This window comes from Candidatus Pelagibacter communis (assembly GCF_001179965.1).
In the GTDB taxonomy this organism is placed as follows: domain Bacteria; phylum Pseudomonadota; class Alphaproteobacteria; order Pelagibacterales; family Pelagibacteraceae; genus Pelagibacter.
Genome location: NZ_CVSH01000053.1, coordinates 1 through 16,404, shown reverse-complemented (window position 1 = coordinate 16,404; position 16,404 = coordinate 1). Strand labels below are relative to the sequence as shown.

Sequence of the window (16,404 nt, the reverse complement as noted above, 5' to 3'; positions counted from 1 at the left end):
AATGAAATTTAAAAGAAAAATTGCTCCAGAAATAAAATCCTCACCAAAGTTTATTACAAAAAAAAGATTAAGAGAGGATGAAATTAATTTTAGTAAATTAAGATCGTATCGACTAGATCGAGTTAAAAAAGAACTTGAAAAAAATAATTTAGAAGCTTGCATATTGTTTGATCCAGTGAATGTTCGTTATGCATTGGATACAGTTAATATGAGTGTTTATAATATGCATAATCTGACTAGATATTGTTTTGTACCGGTTGATGGACCTACAATCTTATATGAATATTTTAACTGTGAAATTTTATCCAAACATTTAAATTTAATAGATGAAATTAGACCTGCAATAACTTGGGATTATTTTAGTAATGGCGATCAAGCAAATGCACAATTAAAAAAATGGGTAAATGAAATTGAAGATCTCTCAAAAAATTATTTTAAAAGTAAAAAAGTTGCCATTGACGTTTTAAATGGACCAGCAGTAACAGCATTAAATAATTCAGGGATACAAGTTGTAGATGCTAAACTTATTTTAGAACAAGCAAGAGTAATAAAATCAGCTGAGGAATTGAAATGTATGAAAGCAGCTCTAGAAGTTGCAGAAATAGGAGTTGCTAAAATGAGGGAAGAGATGAAAGCTGGTATGACAGAGGATGAGCTTTGGTCTATTTTACATAAAACAAATATTGAACATGGGGGAGAATGGATTGAATGTAGAATTCTTTCATCTGGCGAAAGAACTAATCCATGGATGCAAGAGAGTAGTAATAAAGTAATTCAAAATGGTGAAATTGTATCTTTTGATACCGACATGGTTGGTCCCTATGGATATTGTGCAGATATATCGAGAGCTTTTGTTGTTGGACATAAATTTAATGATGAACAAAAAAAACTTTATTCAATGGCTATGGATCAAATAGATCATAATTTTCGATTAATTAAATCTGGAATGACATTTAAAGAATTTGTAAAAAAATCGTGGGTGCTTCCAGAAGAGTATTATGGAAATAGATATTCATGTATGGTTCATGGAATTGGTTTATGTGATGAGTGGCCACAAATAAAATATCCAACTGATGGAGGCGAACAAGGTGGATCTTTTGAAAAAAATATGACAATTACCCTTGAAAGTTATATTGGAAAAGTTGGTGGCAAAGAAGGTGTTAAACTCGAACAACAATATCTAGTCGGCCAAAATGGTTTAGAGCTGATGTCACATCATCCTTTAGAAAAAATCTAATGAAAATTATTTTAATAATGGGCTTGCCTGGTGCTGGCAAAACAACATTAGCAAATGAACTTGCTCCAATGATTAATGCAAAACGATTAAATGCTGACGAAGTTAGGAAGGCAGCTGACGACTGGGATTTTTCTGAGGAGGGAAGAAAAAGACAAGCAAAGAGAATGGCAGATTTTGCTATCAAACTTAAAGAAGAGGGAAATTATGTCGTTGCTGATTTTATCTGTCCAACACCAGAGGCAAGAAGCTTATTTCCAGCTGATTACGTAGTGTGGGTTGATACAATAAAAGAGGGAAGATTCGATGATACTAATAAAATGTTTGTTAAACCTGATAAATTCGACTTCCATGTAACCTCTCAGGATGCCAAAAATTGGGCACCAAAAATATTTAAAGATTTGAAAAAATAAACTAAAAAGATCATAAAAAAATTAATAAGTTTTAAAATGAATTCTATTGTGAGTAAACCAAGTTATACGCTAATTTTGTTATTAGTTTATTTCTCTTTAATTATTCATTCAAAAGCAGAGACATTTACTTCAGATAAAACATTTGATTCTGAAAATGCAGCTGGCAACGTGCAGCAAAAATTTAATGATACTGATTTAACTTTGACAATATCAGAAAACGAGACACTAGGTACTTTATCAATGACAAAACCAGCACATATTAATGAAAAGGCAAGATCTACTGTAATTGTTGAGTCTGGTGCATCTATACTTGGAACTGCTAATGCTGTTGCAGGAGATGATACTGATGGGTTAACAGTTACAAATTCAGGAACAATCCGAGCTAATAATTCAAAAGGTATAAATTTATTAGATTCGATTAATGCTACAATTACAAATAATAGCGGCGGTACAATCCGAGCAAAGACGAATACAATTTCTGTTTCTAAAAGTGGAACTACACCTGACAATATTAATATTACAAATTCAGGAACAATCTATTCAACTAACGCAAGCACAAATACTATATTACTTCATTCGAACTCTACAAATAGTACTGTTACTAACAATGCAGGCGGTCACATATATAATGAAAGTACTGCTGCAACTATTACTATTGGTAAGACTACAACTTTAACAAACAGTGGAAAAATAGAGAATAAAAAAATTGATAAGGTAGCAATTACCGTTGATGGAGCAGACAGTACTGTTGTATTAAAAAATGGTGGTATTATTATTGGTAAAATAAAAAATAATAAAAATAGAAACACTTTAAAGATACAACACGGAGCTGGACAAGGTTATTATTACGAAACTACTGGAACAGATTTTGAAACTTTGCAAGATTTAGATGGCAATCCAATTGTTCAAGGTTCAGCAGGTTCAGTGGGCCAGGGAGGAAATGAAATTCTTGATGAGCTCTTAGGTTACAAGTCATTAAATATCCGTAAATCATTAACAAAATATAAAAGTACAACAAACGAATCTAAAAGTAAAAAGGGTTGGGGAGAAATTAATTTTGCTTCATTTAATAGAAAACAAAATAATCAAAGTTTATCTTTAGGTTTTAACTATGCTGGTGTAGGCATAAATTTAATCAATCCATATAGTAAAGATAAAGATTTTATTTTATCAATTGAAACAAGTAAGCAAAATTTTACAAAAGATCATACAATTAATCGTTATTCAATAAGCTCAGGTTTTTATTTTCCAAATAGATCTTTATTTAATAATATTGGTAATGAAAGTTTTTTATTAGCTGGATTAACTTTACACAATAGTGATAGACAAATATTAACTAACACAACGGCCTCAGGTAGGCTTGATATTAAAGACAATTACGAAACGTATGAATTAATTGCTGGGACAAAGATTAATAATAATTATTTTATACCAAATTTAGGATTAACATTTGGTTTTTCACATACCCCCGCTCACTCAGAAAGTAATTTTTATGAATGGGATGCAAAAAATATTGGAAATTTATCTTTTTACTTTGACGATGATTATAAATTTAATTTTGGCAGCAATAATAGTATAAACTTAGGTTGGATTTTGGATCTTAGAAAAATGGTTACCGCAAAAGATCAAGACTTTGAAGTAAACAATACAGGCGCTACATATAAACAAGATGATGATTTAACTGAGGAAGTAACCTTAGCGACCAATATAGGATATGAAAAAAAAATATCAGACCAACATTTTTTAAAATTTAATTTAGATAGCACAACCAGTACACAAGAATTAACAAGCTTTTCAGGTAATTTTTCTTATAAATTTACCTTTTAATCCGCATTAAATTTTGGATATAAAAGGCGCTTATGAAATTATTCAGTAAAGCTTTAATAATTTTAATATTTTTATTTCCAATTTCGAACGTTCTTGCAAACGTCACTCATATTGATGACCAAACTTTTCGAGATGGGGGTTCTGGTTCTAATTTTTTAACTGGTATAGAATTTAATTCTAATGGAACAAAAATGTTCACAATTTATTCGGTTGCTTCTGGCAATGATAACCAAATTGACTTTATAAATGAGTACGATCTTTCAACACCGTTTGATATTTCTACACACACTTATAGAGGTGATAGTGAGCGATGTAATTTAGCTAATGGTTATGATTCTGGATCGCATCAGATACCAAAAAATGCAGGGGATATGTCTTTCAGTAGCAATGGTATGCAGATATTTGTTATTAATAGAGGTACTAACGGTGCCAATGACGATGCTTTGTACAGATACGATTTAACTGAACCTTATGATGTTTCAACTTGTACATTGGCTCAAGAAATAGATCCTGATCAAACTGGAGTAGAGATTAATGGTTGGAGATCTGGATCCATTGATACTAATTCTAAAAGACATCATGCACAAGGTGTAGCTATTAGCCCTGATGGAACAAAAATATTTATAAGCTTTAACGGTACCGGTTCTGGAGCTGCAAGCGGCAAAAGTGGTATCAGAGAATATAGTCTTTCAACACCTTATGATATAAGCACTCTTACCCATGTTGATAGCGCAGGAATTCTTCTTCCAAATTCTACGCCTTCCTCGAATCCTGATGCTCTTTCTTTAAGTGCAGATGGAAAAAGAATATTTATAGTTTATCATGGAACAAATGGTAGTGATGCAATAGTTGAACAATATTCATTGTCATCACCATATGATACGACTGACTTTAACTTAGATGGAGCACTAAATGTAAATGATTTAGTCTCAGATAAATCTCTCACACAAGGAAGAGCAATTGCATTTAGTGCTAAAGGTTTTAAAATGTTTGTATCCGATGATCACAACGGAGATGCTTCAATAACAGAAGCAATCTATGAGTTTAATTTAGCGTGTCCTTTTAATCTTTTTGGAGGAACATGTGCTTCGATAGCAGAAGATAACGATAGAATGGGAATGGCAGAGGCCCAAATAGAGCTTGCGAATAGAACAGTGAAACTATCAACAAACTCAGCATTGAACAGACTGAAATGGATTAGAAGAAATAAAGATAAACAAAATTTATCAAATCAAAATATTAAATTAAATTTTTCAAATAATTTACTCTCATCTTTAAAAGAATTACCAATTTCATCTTTTAAAAAAATATCATCATCAGAAAACAGTAATAATAATAATAAAAATTATTTCTACTGGAGTGAGGGAAGTATTTCTCTTGGAAGAGTTGGAGAAACAAGTCTTTCATCAATAAAAAAAGCAAAAACAGAAGCCTTAACATTTGGTTTTGATAAATTTACAGATGATTATAGTCTTAAAGGATTTGCTTTTAGATTTGGAGATGACAATGTTGATGTTGGAAATTCTGGAAGTAGGTTAGATTCTAATACTTATAACATTACATATTACAGCACATCACCAGTTCAAGATGATACAAAGATGATTGATAAAATTTTTGGAATTGGAAAAATTAGATCTAATTTACTTACTATTGTAGATGGATCAAGAATAACCGCTGATAGAACGGGAAATCAAATTTATGGAACAGTAAAACTAAAGGATGAATTTATAAAAGGTAAATTAACTCTTATTCCTTCCGGTCAGTTCGATTTTGCGCATACAATTTTAAAAGGTTATCAAGAGTCTGGCAATGCAGCTATAATAGTTAATGATCAACACGTTAGAACAAGAAATTTTAGAGCAGCTATTGCAGCAGTAGAAGATTTATCTAAAAAAAACTATTCTTTTAAAAGGCATGGAAAAATAGAGTATAAAGCTGAATTAGATCGCTCATCAAACTTTAAATATACTTATGTTGAAGATAAAAGTGTAAAATTTAACGATACATTACACACAGGAGCATTACATAATTTAAATGCTGAAGTTGGTGTAGATATAATCTTTCCAGAGCACTATAGTATTTTTATAATTTACGAGAGAAACCAAGCGTTTGAAACAGGACATACTGATAACCTATATGTGGCTTTAGGGTATTTACCTCATAAAGATACTGAAATTGCATTTACTATAAATGGATCTGAAAACTTAATGTCAGAATTTGAAATTAAAAAAGATATTAATGGCTTTGATTTAATTTTTAATTTAAATGATGATTTAACTCGATTTGGTGATGCTAGAGAAGCTTATATTGAACTAAATAAAGTCTTTTAATTTAAGTAATTAAGAATAAGATAATTTAAAGGAGTATCTATTTATGGGTTACAAATGGGACAATAAAAAACCAACTGCACAAATGTTAGGACGTTGGCAACCATTTCATGATGGTCACTACGCACTGTTTAAAGAAATCATTAAAAAGACTGGCCAGGTTTGTATTCAAATAAGAGATGTTCAGGGTGTAGATGATAATCCTTTTGACTTTGACACTGTTAAAAAAAAAATAGAGGAAAGACTAAATCCTGAATTTGAGGGTAGATTTAAAGTGATGTTAGTTCCTAATATAACAAATATTTGTTATGGAAGAGGAGTTGGTTATAAAATTGAGGAAATAGTTCTACCTGAGGAAATCCAAAAAATTTCAGCAACAAAAATAAGAGCTAAGATGAGGGAAGATGGTGATTTAAAATAAAATATGTATATTTTAGAGTGCCACTGCAAAAAAGTTAAAATTCAAATAAATACCAAAGACGTTCTAGAAGACTATACTAGATGTGATTGCTCATTTTGTATTAAAAGAGGGGCAGTAATGGGTGTAATTTTAATTGAGAATTTAAAAATTCTTAGTGGCGAAAATAATTTATCGCTCTATAAATTCGGTAAAAATCAAGCAAAACATTATTTTTGTTCAAGCTGTGGGATTTATACACACCATAGATCTTTTACTAGTCCTAATAAATATTGTATTAACTTAGGATGTATTGATAAGGTTGATTGTTTTAAATTGAAAACAATTCCAATTTTTGATGGTAAAAAAATTTAAATGAAAAAATTTACAACAGTTAAATTAAAAAAAATTCAAAGTGGTATCAGTTTGGTATCTATTAACGATCCTAAGACATACAATTCTTTATCATTTTATACTCTTAATTCCTTATTAGCAGTTTTTAAAATGTTGGATAAAGATAATTCAACGAAAGTTATTATTCTTGAAGGTTTAGGAAAAGGTTTTAGTGCTGGTCATAATTTAAAAGAGGTAAGAGGTTTAAAAAAAAGAGATAAATATTTAAAATTATTTAATCTTTGTTCAAAATTAATGGTTCAAATAGTTGAAGGAAGAAAACCAGTTATCGCGAAAGTTCATGGAGCGGCTTTTGCAGCAGGTTGTCAATTAGTAGCAAGTTGTGATTTAGCATTTAGTACAAAAGATGCAATTTTTGCAACACCGGGTGTAAATATTGGATTATTTTGCAGTACTCCAATGGTTGCTGTAAGTCGTAAAGTAAATAGAAAAGTAATGATGAAAATGCTTTTAACTGGTGACCCAATAAAAGCAAATTATGCAAAAGAAATTGGATTAATAAATGATTGTTTTCCTAAAAATAAACTTAATCAAGAAATTTTAAAAATTGCAAAAAAAATTGCCTCAAAGTCAAATTTAACAATTAAAATTGGTAAAAGAGCATTTTATAAACAATTAGAGATGCCACTGAGCAAAGCATATTCATTCACTAGCAAGATGATGACACTTAACATGATGGCAAGAGATGCCAAAGAAGGAATTTCAGCATTTATTGAAAAAAGAAAACCAAATTGGAAAAATAAATAAAATGGAAAATATTGAGACAGTTTTAAAAAATTCTAAAACAATCGCAATGATCGGTGTTAGTTCTTTAAAAAAAAAAGAAGATCCAAAAAATCTAAAAAGAAAGCCATCAACCATAGTTATGAAATATATGCAAGATTTTGGATACAAAGTAATTCCAGTAAACCCTTTTGCAAAAGATGAGATTATTCATGGAGAAAAAGTTGTCGGAGATTTAAAAGATATAAAAATTGAGGTTGATATTGTCGATGTTTTCCGTCCATCAAACGAGTCTCCCGAAATTGCAAAACAAGCAGCTCAAATAGGTGCAAAAACACTCTGGTTACAATACGGGATACAGCACAGGGAAGCAAAAAAAATTGCATCTGAAAATAATATGAACTATTTTGAAAATTTATGCATTAAACAGGAGTATCAAAAAATTTTTGAAAAAATGAACCCAGTTTTTCCAGTTCTTAAAAAATAATTGTAATAAAATGCTTAGGAAGATTTTAATTTTTTTATTTGCAATTTTAATTAGTACAAATTCAACTAGCAAAGAGATTGATAAAGCGTATTTTGGTGGAGGTTGTTTTTGGTGTATGGAAGAATCATTTGAAAAAGTAGATGGTGTAATTGAAGTTATATCTGGGTACTCAGGGGGAACCACAACAAACCCAACTTATAAAGAGGTAACCTATGGGGATACTGGTCACTTTGAAACTGTTGAAATTATTTATGATAAATCATTAACTAATTTTGAAGAGTTATTAAAAATTTTTTGGATAAATGTTGATCCTTTTGACTCGCAAGGACAGTTTTGTGATAAAGGATATAGCTACAGATCGGTTGCTTTCTATAAGAATGATTTACAAAAAAAACAAATAATTGAAAGTCTTAAAAAGATTGAAAAGGATTTTGATAAAAAAGTGGTAACGTATGTTAGAAAATATGATAAATTTTATAAAGGTGAAGACAGTCATCAAAATTATTATCAAGAAAACTTTGTAAATTATTTATTATATAAAAAAGGATGTGGACGAGAAAAAAAGCTAGATAGTATTTGGGGAAAATGAAAAAAATATTTTTAGTTTACAGTCATTATAACGATCAATCTTTTAATGCTGCTATAAGAGATACTTTTATTAAATGTCTTAAAGAAAAAGGCCACGAAGTAGATTGTGTAGATTTGTATAAGGAAAAATTTGATCCTGTTTTTGCTGGAGAAAAACCAGACAAAGTTGTTTTAGATCATAGAAAAAGAATTGAAAAAAGTGATATTATTACAATGATAGCTCCAATCTGGAATTTCAGACTTCCGGCAATAGCAGAAGGTTGGATAGATAAAGTTCTTGCACCACCTTGGGCTTTTACTTTTAAAAAACTAGTTGGCAACTATGGATATCCAGTTGGTAACTTAAAAGGAAAAAAAGCAATTATATTTTGTACTTATGGCTCCCCTCAATTTGCTATTAGAACTTTCTTTTTAAATATGCCAACTAAACGATTGAAAAGAGGTGTTTTTAATTTATGTGGTATTTCCGATATTACTTATAAAAGATTTTTTTCAGTACCATTTGTTTCTGATGAGAAAAGAAAAAAATTATTACAGGTCGTAACTGATACAGCTAATAAGATTTGATAATTATCTTTGATATTCAACAAATTTTTTTAAGGATTTATTTAAAAATTTTTCAAATATAATTCCAGTTGTGTTATTTGGTTTTTTAGTGAAAAAAGATTTATTCATTTTAAAGTCATATGAAGGCTCAAAGAAAAATGGAATAGAAAGTCTTTTCGTTTTATTCCATAATACTCGGTGATTAGTGGCTTTAAATTTTCCTTTACTTAAATATTCCAATGCAAGACCAGTGTTTACTATTAATGCATTTTTATTGAATGGTACATCATACCATTTTTTATTTCGTCTATTCTGAACCTGAAGACCACCTTTCTTATCTTGATAGAGAATTGTAAAAATTCCACTATCAACATGGGTTTCACATCCAAGCGCTACACCATCTTGCTTAGATATTTCAACAGGCTTAGATTGATTTGGGTAATAATTAAATCTTAAAGTACTAAGTGTTTTTTGTCTCTTAAAAGCAACTTTTGAATTTCTAATATCAAGATTATAAATTTTAATAATACTTTTGAATAATGTTTCGCCTAGATTAAATATATCATCATAATAGTCTTTCAAAACATTAATTGAGCTTTTACTTAAAGATTTATTTAAATTTAGGTACTCAATATATTGATTATTAATTTTTGAGGCATATTTTTTTGAAACTTTCAGATCTCCAATATCCAAACCTTCTTTACCATTAACATCGTTTGGAAAGTATCCCCTATATAAATTTTTATTAGATTTATTCCATTTCTTAGGAGCTAATTTCATTTTATTTATTTTAGTTGAAGCAAAAAAATTTTTCCCAACTGCAGTAATATTTTTAATACTTTTCTTACTTATTCCATGTCCAACTATTTGAAAAAAACCAACATTAATGGATGCTTTTTCAATTTCTTTCAAAATTTTCATCTCTTTTTTATTTTTAAAATTTCCACTCAATAAAGCTGAAATATTAATTGTGGGTATATAATTTTTTTTCATCTTCTTACTGGAGTTTCAGTAGCAATATACTGATCTCTAACTTTTTCTCTGAAATAAATATAAACACCAGCGCTTATAATACAAGCTACACCAATAAAAGTTCTTACTGATGGTATTTCATTGAATAACAAGTAACCAGGTATCATTGACATAATTATCAGTGAATATTCAAATAAAGAAACGACTGATGGAGATGCAACTATATATGCTGAAAAAATACATATAAACGCAACAGAAGCAGCAACACCAAAAAATAAAATAAATTTCCATGTATAATCAAAGTTTGAAAACCAATCTCTGAATATAAATTGCATTGTTGGATCATAACTCGAATTATTAAATTGCCCTTGTCCCATTATTAAAAATATAACTATTAAAATTGATATAGAGATTAAATAAAAATAAAATAATTGAGTATATACATCATCTTTTACTGATGTGTATTTTGTTATAACCATAGAAGATGCATATAAAAATGCGCTCAAAACCGGAAGTAAATTTTTATATTCAAATTCTGAAAAGTTTGGATTTAGAACCACGTATACACCAATAAATCCAAATACAATTGCTGACCATCTTCTTATACCTATAAATTCCTTTAAAAAAAATTTTGCAAATATTGAAACAAAGAAAGGGCTTGAAAAAAATAATGCGTTTGCAGTTGCAAGAGGCATAAAAGTTAAAGATATAAAAAATGCAGAAAAAGCTAGAAAGTGCAGAACAACTCTTAAAATTGTTAAAAAAGGATATTGAGTTTTAAGAGAAACCTTTTTTTTGGCAATTACCACAAAACAAAATAATAAAAAGGATGCAACAACATATCTACCAAAAAATATTTCATATAAAGCTGATTTTTCAAAAACAAACTTGATAAGTGCGTCTTGCATAGCAAATAAAGACATTGCAATAATGACAAGTACTATACCTCTTGGATTATTATTTTGAGCGCTCATTATTTAAATTACCACTTTTTTTATTTTAAAAAATAAAATTATATGAGACTATATATCAATGGCAGAAAAAATATTTGTAAATAAAAAAGGGAGTTGTATTTGTGGAGCAATTAATTTCACAGTTAAACTTGATGAAATACCAAGAGTTTTTAACTGCCACTGCCAAGATTGTAGAAAAAAAATAGGTGGGATGATTTCAATTATTGAATTACGAGAGAATGCTATTGATATAGAGATGAGCAAATTATCGATTTATGAGCATAATGGCGGAAGTGAAAAAAAAATAAAAAAACATTTTTGTAAAAAGTGTGCTGCTCCTGTACTCACTTATGTAGAAAAATGGAATAAATATTATTTATATGCTGGATTGCTCGATGATATTACTATTTTAAAAAAAGCAATTAATATTTTTTATGAAAATTCTCATTTCCCTTTTATGGATATAGAAGATAAGAAATTAAAAGTATAAATTTTTACTTACCTTTTGTTAGAGAGTCTTTTAATTCCTTGTTTGTAATATAGCCTTTAATGTTACCTTTCTTATCCACGACTTCACAATTTGCATTAGTGCAAACAACTTGTGGTAAAAATTCTTCAATAAATTGATCTTCTTGAACTTTTAAAAGGTTAGATTTATCAATACCATTAACTTTTTCTTTTGGAGTCATGATAACCTTAGCTTTTATAACTTTGGCTCTATTCACATCTTTGACAAATGCAGCAACATATTCATCTGCAGGATTCATTATTATATCAACCGGACTACCAACCTGAACAAGTTTTCCAGCATTAAGTATTCCAATATGATCACCTAATCTAAGTGACTCGTCTAAATCATGAGTAATAAAGACAATAGTTTTTTTTAACTGTTCTTGTAAATCTAATAATTGTTTCTGCATATCACTTCTTATTAATGGGTCTAAAGCAGAAAATGCTTCATCCATTAACATAATATCAGTATCAGTTGCTAAAGCTCTTGCTAATCCAACTCTTTGCTGCATTCCACCAGATAATTGATTAGGATATTGATTCTCAAATCCACTAAGCCCAACAGCCTCAATTTTGTTCATACAAATTTTTTTTCTTTCCTCGTCAGAAATACCTTGTATCTCTAGACCATACCCGACATTTTGAATTACAGTTTTATGAGGAAATAAACCAAATCTTTGAAAAACCATGCTCATTTTATGCCTTCTAAAATCAATTAGTTTTTGTTGGCTTAAAGTCATTACATCAGTACCTTCAACTAAAATTTCACCCTCAGTTGGATCAATTAATCTATTTAAATGTCTGATCAGAGTAGATTTACCAGAGCCAGATAAACCCATACAAACAAATATTTCGCCTTCTTCAATCTTCATGGAAACATTATCCAAGCCAACTGTATGGCCAGTTTTTTCTAAAATTTCCTCTTTTGATGATCCTTCTTTAACCATTGGTAGAACTGACTTTGGATTGCTACCAAAAATTTTATAAACATTATTAATTTCAATCTTCGACATTTTCACACAATATTTAACAGCTTGAGGAGAGTGATACAAAATAAATAAATACAACTTTTAATTGAAATATAATTTTTTCAATTTATTTTAGTTAAAAATATAATAATTTTACAAACATGAGTGATAAAGATTTTAATGTTAGATGTGAATTAGCTGCTCTTTACAGAATTCTTCACATGTATGGCATGACAGATCTTGCTAATCAATGTGCCGGTGCTCGTTCAATTGAAAATAAAGATAACTCTTTTGTTCATCCTTATGGAATGTTTTATGAGGAAATAACAGCGTCATCACTTGTTAAAATTAATAAAGAAGGCAAAGCAATTGAAAATGATAATCCCTGGCTTAACGATGGATGTAATAATCTTGCAAAATGGATATTCAATGCAAGGCAAGATGTAAATTTTTATGTCCATGGACATGCAAACGATGTAATGGCAGTTGGTGGAACTAAAGAAGGATTAATGTATTTATCGCAAGCTGCAGTCTATCTTAATCATTTAATTGGATACGTGGACTATGAATTTGTTGAGGATAAAGACTACGGAAATAAATTTATGTCTTTAATAAAGCAACACGATATATTAATTACAAGGAACCATGGATATTATACTGTTGGCAAAACCGCATCTGAAGCTTTTTTTAGGGCATATTATTTAGAACAAGCATGCACAGTTCAGGTAAAAAATTTATCTATGGGATTAAAAGTTCACGAAATCGACAAGCAAAAGGCAGCCTTCTTTTGGGAGAATATGGACAAATCTGATGATTATAATTATGATGGCAAAACAGAATGGGCTGCACTTTTAAGAAAACTAGATAGAGAGAAATCAAATTATAAAACTTAATGCAAAATTTTACTATTAAAAATATAACAAAGAACTCAAATTGCCTTGAAGTTCTTTGGGACGATGGAAAAAAAAGTAAATTTAATTACATGTGGTTAAGAGATAATTGCCCCACAGCTCATGATAAAGATTCACGACATAGAATGTTTAATATCCTAAAGGTATCAAACCAAATTAATCCAAAGAAATATTCTATAAATAGTGCGGGTAAATTAGAAATTGAGTGGAGTGAGGGAAATCACACAAGTTATTATGATCAAAACTGGCTGAGAGAAAATTGCTATACTATTAAAAATAATTCTCAGTATATTTCACCATACAAACTCTGGGATAACTCTCTTCAACAAAATCTTAAATCGATTGAAATTGAGCATGAAGAAATAATGAATTCTGAGGCTGGCTTAGTAAAATGGTTAGAACTCCTTCATCATACAGGTATCGCAATCGTTAAAAATGCACCTGTTGAAAAAAAATCAGGTTTTAAAGTATTAAATAGGATAAGCCACACACGTGAAACTTTTTTCAAAACACCATTTGAGGTGATTAATATTCCAAAACCAAACAACTCTGCTTATACAGCTCATGCTTTGAGAAACCATATGGATTTACCATGGTTTGAAACCCCCCCGGGTTACCAGTTCTTACATTGTTTAATAAATTCAGCAGAAGGTGGAGAGTCATCAGCGGTTGATGGTTTCGCAGTTGCTGATTATCTCAGAAAAAATGAGCAAGATATATTTGATACTTTAATAAATGTTCATCTAAAGTTTAGAGATATGGATTATACACAAGAGTCAGTTAGAAGTTATTATGCTCCTGCTGTATCGCTTACTAAAGATAAGGATTATCATGATATTAGATTTAGTGTTGCAACAATGGATGCATTAGATTGCCATCCAGATTTGATGGATAAAGTTTATAAAGCACATCATAGATTTGGTAATCTTTTGCACGATGATAAGTTTCAAATAAAGTTTAGGTTAGAACCAGGAGATATTTTTTCTTTTAATAATAGACGATTATTACATGGAAGAACTGAATATGATCCAAATTCTGGTCATCGACATTTGCAGGGATATTATATGGATAGAGATGAAATTATAGGAAGATTAAAATATTTAAAAAATAAACCTAATTCCAACCAGTAACTGTTTTTACTTCTAAAAACTCCTCAAGACCCCAAACGCCCCCCTCTCGACCATTTCCGGATTGTTTGTATCCACCAAAAGGTGTACCAGCATCAGCGCTTTTACCGTTTATATATACACAGCCAGATCTTAATTTTTTTGCAACTCTTTTTGCTTTTTCTTTGTCTTCAGTTTGTAAGTAGTTTCCTAAACCATAAGAGGTATCATTTACAATTTTAATAGCCTCATCTTCAGTGTTAAATGGAATAATTGATAACACTGGACCAAAAATTTCTTCTTTTGCAATTGTCATTTCATTTGTAACATTAGTGAATATAGTTGGTTTTATAAAGTAGCCTTTATTTAACCCATTGGGTAATTCTGGCCCACCTGCTGAAAGTGTTGCACCTTCCTCAATGCCACTTTTAATTAACTTAATAATTTTATCGTATTGAATTTTAGATACTACAGGTCCTATGTGATCTCCCTTTTTTGAAGCTAAATCTACTTTGATTTTATTTGCTTCATCAATTGCTTCATCAACAGCTTTTTTATAAATAGATTTTTCTACTAACATTCTTGTAGGGGCATCACATGATTGACCAGAGTTACTCATTACATTTCTAATTCCATCCCGCACAGCGTTTGGATATGCATCTGCAAAAACTATATTGCCTCCCTTTCCACCAAGCTCTAAACAAACTTTTTTAATAGTATCAGCTGCATTCTTTGAAATAAGTCTCCCAGCTCTTGTAGAACCAGTAAATGAAATCATATCTATATCAGGATGACCAGATAATTGAGTTCCTACTCCAGCACCATCTCCATTAATTAAATTAAATACACCTTTTGGAAATTTAGCTTCGTCAATCATTTCTGCAAAGACCATTGCCGATAAAGGAGATATTTCAGAGGGCTTAAGTATCATTGTGCAACCTGTTGCAAGAGCTGGAATTACTTTGAGTGCAATTTGGTTTATTGGCCAGTTCCAAGGAGTTATTAATCCACAAACACCTATTGGCTCATAACAGATATGGTTATTAGATTTTTTATCAAATTGCTTATCAAAATTAAAATTTTTTAATCTTAAAATAAAGTCTTCAAGATGTGCTTGACCAGATGCAGTTTGAACTTCTTTTGCCCAATCAATTGGAGCACCCATTTCAGTTGATATAGCCTCAGACATAATATCAAATTTTTTTTTATAAATTGCTAGTAGCGTCTCAAGCAAATTAATCTTTTTATCTTTTGGTACATCTCTCCAACTTTCGAACGCATTTTTTGCAGCTATAACTGCTTTATCAACATCTTCTTTTGATCCTAGAGAAATTTTTGCAAAACATTCCTCATTTGATGGGTTGATAACATCAAAATCATTATCTTTATTTGGATCTACCCATTTGCCATCAATATAAAATTTTTTTCTGTCCAACATGTTAGCAATTATATTTCGTAACCTTTTTCTTCTTTTTCATTATCAATTAGTTCTTCAGGAAAATTTGATGCTCTAAAATTAATACCTAATTTATCCTCAAATCTTTTAACAACCATAGAAGACCAAGCTCTAGAACCATATTTTTTTTTTGCATCTTTAAAAATATCCAGTACTAAAGGTGAAATTTCTAAATTTGTCTCCAATTTTTTTGCCAATTGATTAAACAAACCAACATCCTTTTCAACCAAATCCATTGTAAAGTTTATATTATATGATCCATTTAAAATAACTTGGCTTTCTGTTTCATGTACAAAAGAATTTCCTGAGGATACTGCTATACCTTTGAAGGTTTTGGTAAGATCTAATTTTGATTTTTTTGCAACCGCCCATGCCTCTCCCAACGCAGCTAAATGCGTAGATGCAAGATAATTTGTTATTACTTTAAGTATTGAAGCACTTCCTAATTCCCCTGTGTGAAGTATTTTTCTCCCCATTGATGAAAGAGCGGGTAAAATTTTTTCAAAAGCTTTTCTTTCTCCACCAACAAAAATTGCTATGTTACCTGTTGCTGCTCTATGGCACCCACCACT

The 16,404-nt window shown here is 30.0% G+C and carries 18 protein-coding genes; 13 read left to right on the top strand and 5 right to left on the bottom strand.

Annotated features, from left to right (window positions below; translation table 11 throughout):
- The first annotated feature begins 1 nt into the window (after position 1).
- From AMN73_RS03480 to AMN73_RS03435, 10 genes are read left to right on the top strand one after another with little or no spacing between them, the layout of a single operon-like run.
- The gene (locus AMN73_RS03480) at positions 2–1,237 is read left to right on the top strand and encodes a M24 family metallopeptidase (RefSeq protein WP_075534894.1); all 1,236 of its coding nucleotides are present in this window, start codon (positions 2–4) and stop codon (positions 1,235–1,237) included.
- Positions 1,237–1,647 (top strand): P-loop nucleotide/nucleoside kinase family protein, encoded by a 411-nt coding sequence (locus AMN73_RS03475; RefSeq protein WP_075534893.1) that lies wholly within the window; start codon positions 1,237–1,239, stop codon positions 1,645–1,647. Before AMN73_RS03480 ends, AMN73_RS03475 begins: the two co-directional genes overlap by 1 nt.
- A gap of 36 nt (positions 1,648–1,683) precedes the next feature.
- Positions 1,684–3,474, top strand: coding sequence for a hypothetical protein (locus tag AMN73_RS03470; RefSeq protein ID WP_075534892.1), 1,791 nt, complete (start codon positions 1,684–1,686; stop codon positions 3,472–3,474).
- A gap of 32 nt (positions 3,475–3,506) precedes the next feature.
- A complete protein-coding gene (locus AMN73_RS03465; RefSeq protein ID WP_075534891.1) occupies positions 3,507–5,804 on the top strand; it encodes an autotransporter outer membrane beta-barrel domain-containing protein in 2,298 nt (765 codons plus the stop codon).
- 43 nt (positions 5,805–5,847) lie between these two features.
- Positions 5,848–6,222 (top strand): cytidyltransferase, encoded by a 375-nt coding sequence (locus tag AMN73_RS03460; protein ID WP_075534890.1) that lies wholly within the window; start codon positions 5,848–5,850, stop codon positions 6,220–6,222.
- Between the two features lie 3 nt (positions 6,223–6,225).
- Positions 6,226–6,573: a GFA family protein gene (locus tag AMN73_RS03455; RefSeq protein ID WP_075534889.1), complete on the top strand. Its 348-nt coding sequence runs from the start codon at positions 6,226–6,228 to the stop codon at positions 6,571–6,573.
- On the top strand, positions 6,574–7,359 hold the full coding sequence (locus tag AMN73_RS03450) for an enoyl-CoA hydratase (protein ID WP_075534888.1): 786 nt from the start codon (positions 6,574–6,576) through the stop codon (positions 7,357–7,359). It abuts the gene before it with no gap.
- The gene (locus AMN73_RS03445; RefSeq protein WP_256997838.1) at positions 7,325–7,822 is read left to right on the top strand and encodes a CoA-binding protein; all 498 of its coding nucleotides are present in this window, start codon (positions 7,325–7,327) and stop codon (positions 7,820–7,822) included. The genes AMN73_RS03450 and AMN73_RS03445 overlap by 35 nt, the downstream gene beginning before the upstream one ends.
- Positions 7,823–7,832: 10 nt before the next feature.
- Entirely contained in the window at positions 7,833–8,411 is a 579-nt protein-coding gene (gene msrA, locus AMN73_RS03440; protein ID WP_075534887.1) for a peptide-methionine (S)-S-oxide reductase MsrA, read from the top strand.
- Positions 8,408–8,977, top strand: coding sequence for an NAD(P)H-dependent oxidoreductase (locus AMN73_RS03435; RefSeq protein WP_075534886.1), 570 nt, complete (start codon positions 8,408–8,410; stop codon positions 8,975–8,977). Before msrA ends, AMN73_RS03435 begins: the two co-directional genes overlap by 4 nt.
- 3 nt (positions 8,978–8,980) lie before the next feature.
- Here the strand turns inward: AMN73_RS03435 and AMN73_RS03430 are convergent, their stop codons facing one another.
- Both AMN73_RS03430 and AMN73_RS03425 read right to left on the bottom strand, forming a co-directional pair.
- On the bottom strand, positions 8,981–9,949 hold the full coding sequence (locus tag AMN73_RS03430; RefSeq protein ID WP_075534885.1) for a 2OG-Fe(II) oxygenase family protein: 969 nt from the start codon (positions 9,947–9,949) through the stop codon (positions 8,981–8,983).
- Positions 9,946–10,902, bottom strand: a complete 957-nt coding sequence (locus tag AMN73_RS03425) for a DMT family transporter (protein WP_075534884.1) — start codon at positions 10,900–10,902, stop codon at positions 9,946–9,948. Before AMN73_RS03425 ends, AMN73_RS03430 begins: the two co-directional genes overlap by 4 nt.
- 58 nt (positions 10,903–10,960) lie before the next feature.
- Between AMN73_RS03425 and AMN73_RS03420 the strand changes: the two genes are divergently transcribed.
- Positions 10,961–11,371: a GFA family protein gene (locus tag AMN73_RS03420; protein ID WP_075534883.1), complete on the top strand. Its 411-nt coding sequence runs from the start codon at positions 10,961–10,963 to the stop codon at positions 11,369–11,371.
- Positions 11,372–11,375: 4 nt separating this feature from the next.
- Here the strand turns inward: AMN73_RS03420 and AMN73_RS03415 are convergent, their stop codons facing one another.
- On the bottom strand, positions 11,376–12,404 hold the full coding sequence (locus tag AMN73_RS03415; RefSeq protein ID WP_075534882.1) for a quaternary amine ABC transporter ATP-binding protein: 1,029 nt from the start codon (positions 12,402–12,404) through the stop codon (positions 11,376–11,378).
- A gap of 116 nt (positions 12,405–12,520) precedes the next feature.
- On the opposite strand from AMN73_RS03415, the gene AMN73_RS03410 reads away from it, so the two are divergent.
- Positions 12,521–13,252 carry a class II aldolase/adducin family protein gene (locus AMN73_RS03410; protein ID WP_075534881.1) on the top strand — a complete coding sequence of 244 codons (732 nt, stop codon included), beginning with the start codon at positions 12,521–12,523 and terminating at the stop codon, positions 13,250–13,252.
- On the top strand, positions 13,252–14,400 hold the full coding sequence (locus tag AMN73_RS03405; RefSeq protein WP_075534880.1) for a TauD/TfdA family dioxygenase: 1,149 nt from the start codon (positions 13,252–13,254) through the stop codon (positions 14,398–14,400). Before AMN73_RS03410 ends, AMN73_RS03405 begins: the two co-directional genes overlap by 1 nt.
- Here the strand turns inward: AMN73_RS03405 and AMN73_RS03400 are convergent.
- Entirely contained in the window at positions 14,384–15,814 is a 1,431-nt protein-coding gene (locus AMN73_RS03400) for an aldehyde dehydrogenase family protein (RefSeq protein ID WP_075534879.1), read from the bottom strand. The genes AMN73_RS03405 and AMN73_RS03400 overlap by 17 nt on opposite strands.
- An 8-nt stretch (positions 15,815–15,822) precedes the next feature.
- Positions 15,823–16,404: NAD(P)-dependent oxidoreductase (locus AMN73_RS03395; RefSeq protein WP_143323195.1), on the bottom strand; the 582-nt coding region annotated here is incomplete at its 5' end.

Excerpts from the sequence above, each read along its gene's own strand:
- AMN73_RS03480 (WP_075534894.1), top strand. The coding sequence starts at position 2 with ATGAAATTTAAAAGAAAAATTGCTCCAGAAATAAAATCCTCACCAAAG.
- AMN73_RS03475 (WP_075534893.1), top strand. The coding sequence starts at position 1,237 with ATGAAAATTATTTTAATAATGGGCTTGCCTGGTGCTGGCAAAACAACA.
- AMN73_RS03470 (WP_075534892.1), top strand. The coding sequence starts at position 1,684 with ATGAATTCTATTGTGAGTAAACCAAGTTATACGCTAATTTTGTTATTA.
- AMN73_RS03465 (WP_075534891.1), top strand. The coding sequence starts at position 3,507 with ATGAAATTATTCAGTAAAGCTTTAATAATTTTAATATTTTTATTTCCA.
- AMN73_RS03460 (WP_075534890.1), top strand. The coding sequence starts at position 5,848 with ATGGGTTACAAATGGGACAATAAAAAACCAACTGCACAAATGTTAGGA.
- AMN73_RS03455 (WP_075534889.1), top strand. The coding sequence starts at position 6,226 with ATGTATATTTTAGAGTGCCACTGCAAAAAAGTTAAAATTCAAATAAAT.
- AMN73_RS03450 (WP_075534888.1), top strand. The coding sequence starts at position 6,574 with ATGAAAAAATTTACAACAGTTAAATTAAAAAAAATTCAAAGTGGTATC.
- msrA (WP_075534887.1), top strand. The coding sequence starts at position 7,833 with ATGCTTAGGAAGATTTTAATTTTTTTATTTGCAATTTTAATTAGTACA.
- AMN73_RS03435 (WP_075534886.1), top strand. The coding sequence starts at position 8,408 with ATGAAAAAAATATTTTTAGTTTACAGTCATTATAACGATCAATCTTTT.
- AMN73_RS03430 (WP_075534885.1), bottom strand. The coding sequence starts at position 9,949 with ATGAAAAAAAATTATATACCCACAATTAATATTTCAGCTTTATTGAGT.
- AMN73_RS03425 (WP_075534884.1), bottom strand. The coding sequence starts at position 10,902 with ATGAGCGCTCAAAATAATAATCCAAGAGGTATAGTACTTGTCATTATT.
- AMN73_RS03420 (WP_075534883.1), top strand. The coding sequence starts at position 10,961 with ATGGCAGAAAAAATATTTGTAAATAAAAAAGGGAGTTGTATTTGTGGA.
- AMN73_RS03415 (WP_075534882.1), bottom strand. The coding sequence starts at position 12,404 with ATGTCGAAGATTGAAATTAATAATGTTTATAAAATTTTTGGTAGCAAT.
- AMN73_RS03410 (WP_075534881.1), top strand. The coding sequence starts at position 12,521 with ATGAGTGATAAAGATTTTAATGTTAGATGTGAATTAGCTGCTCTTTAC.
- AMN73_RS03405 (WP_075534880.1), top strand. The coding sequence starts at position 13,252 with ATGCAAAATTTTACTATTAAAAATATAACAAAGAACTCAAATTGCCTT.
- AMN73_RS03400 (WP_075534879.1), bottom strand. The coding sequence starts at position 15,814 with ATGTTGGACAGAAAAAAATTTTATATTGATGGCAAATGGGTAGATCCA.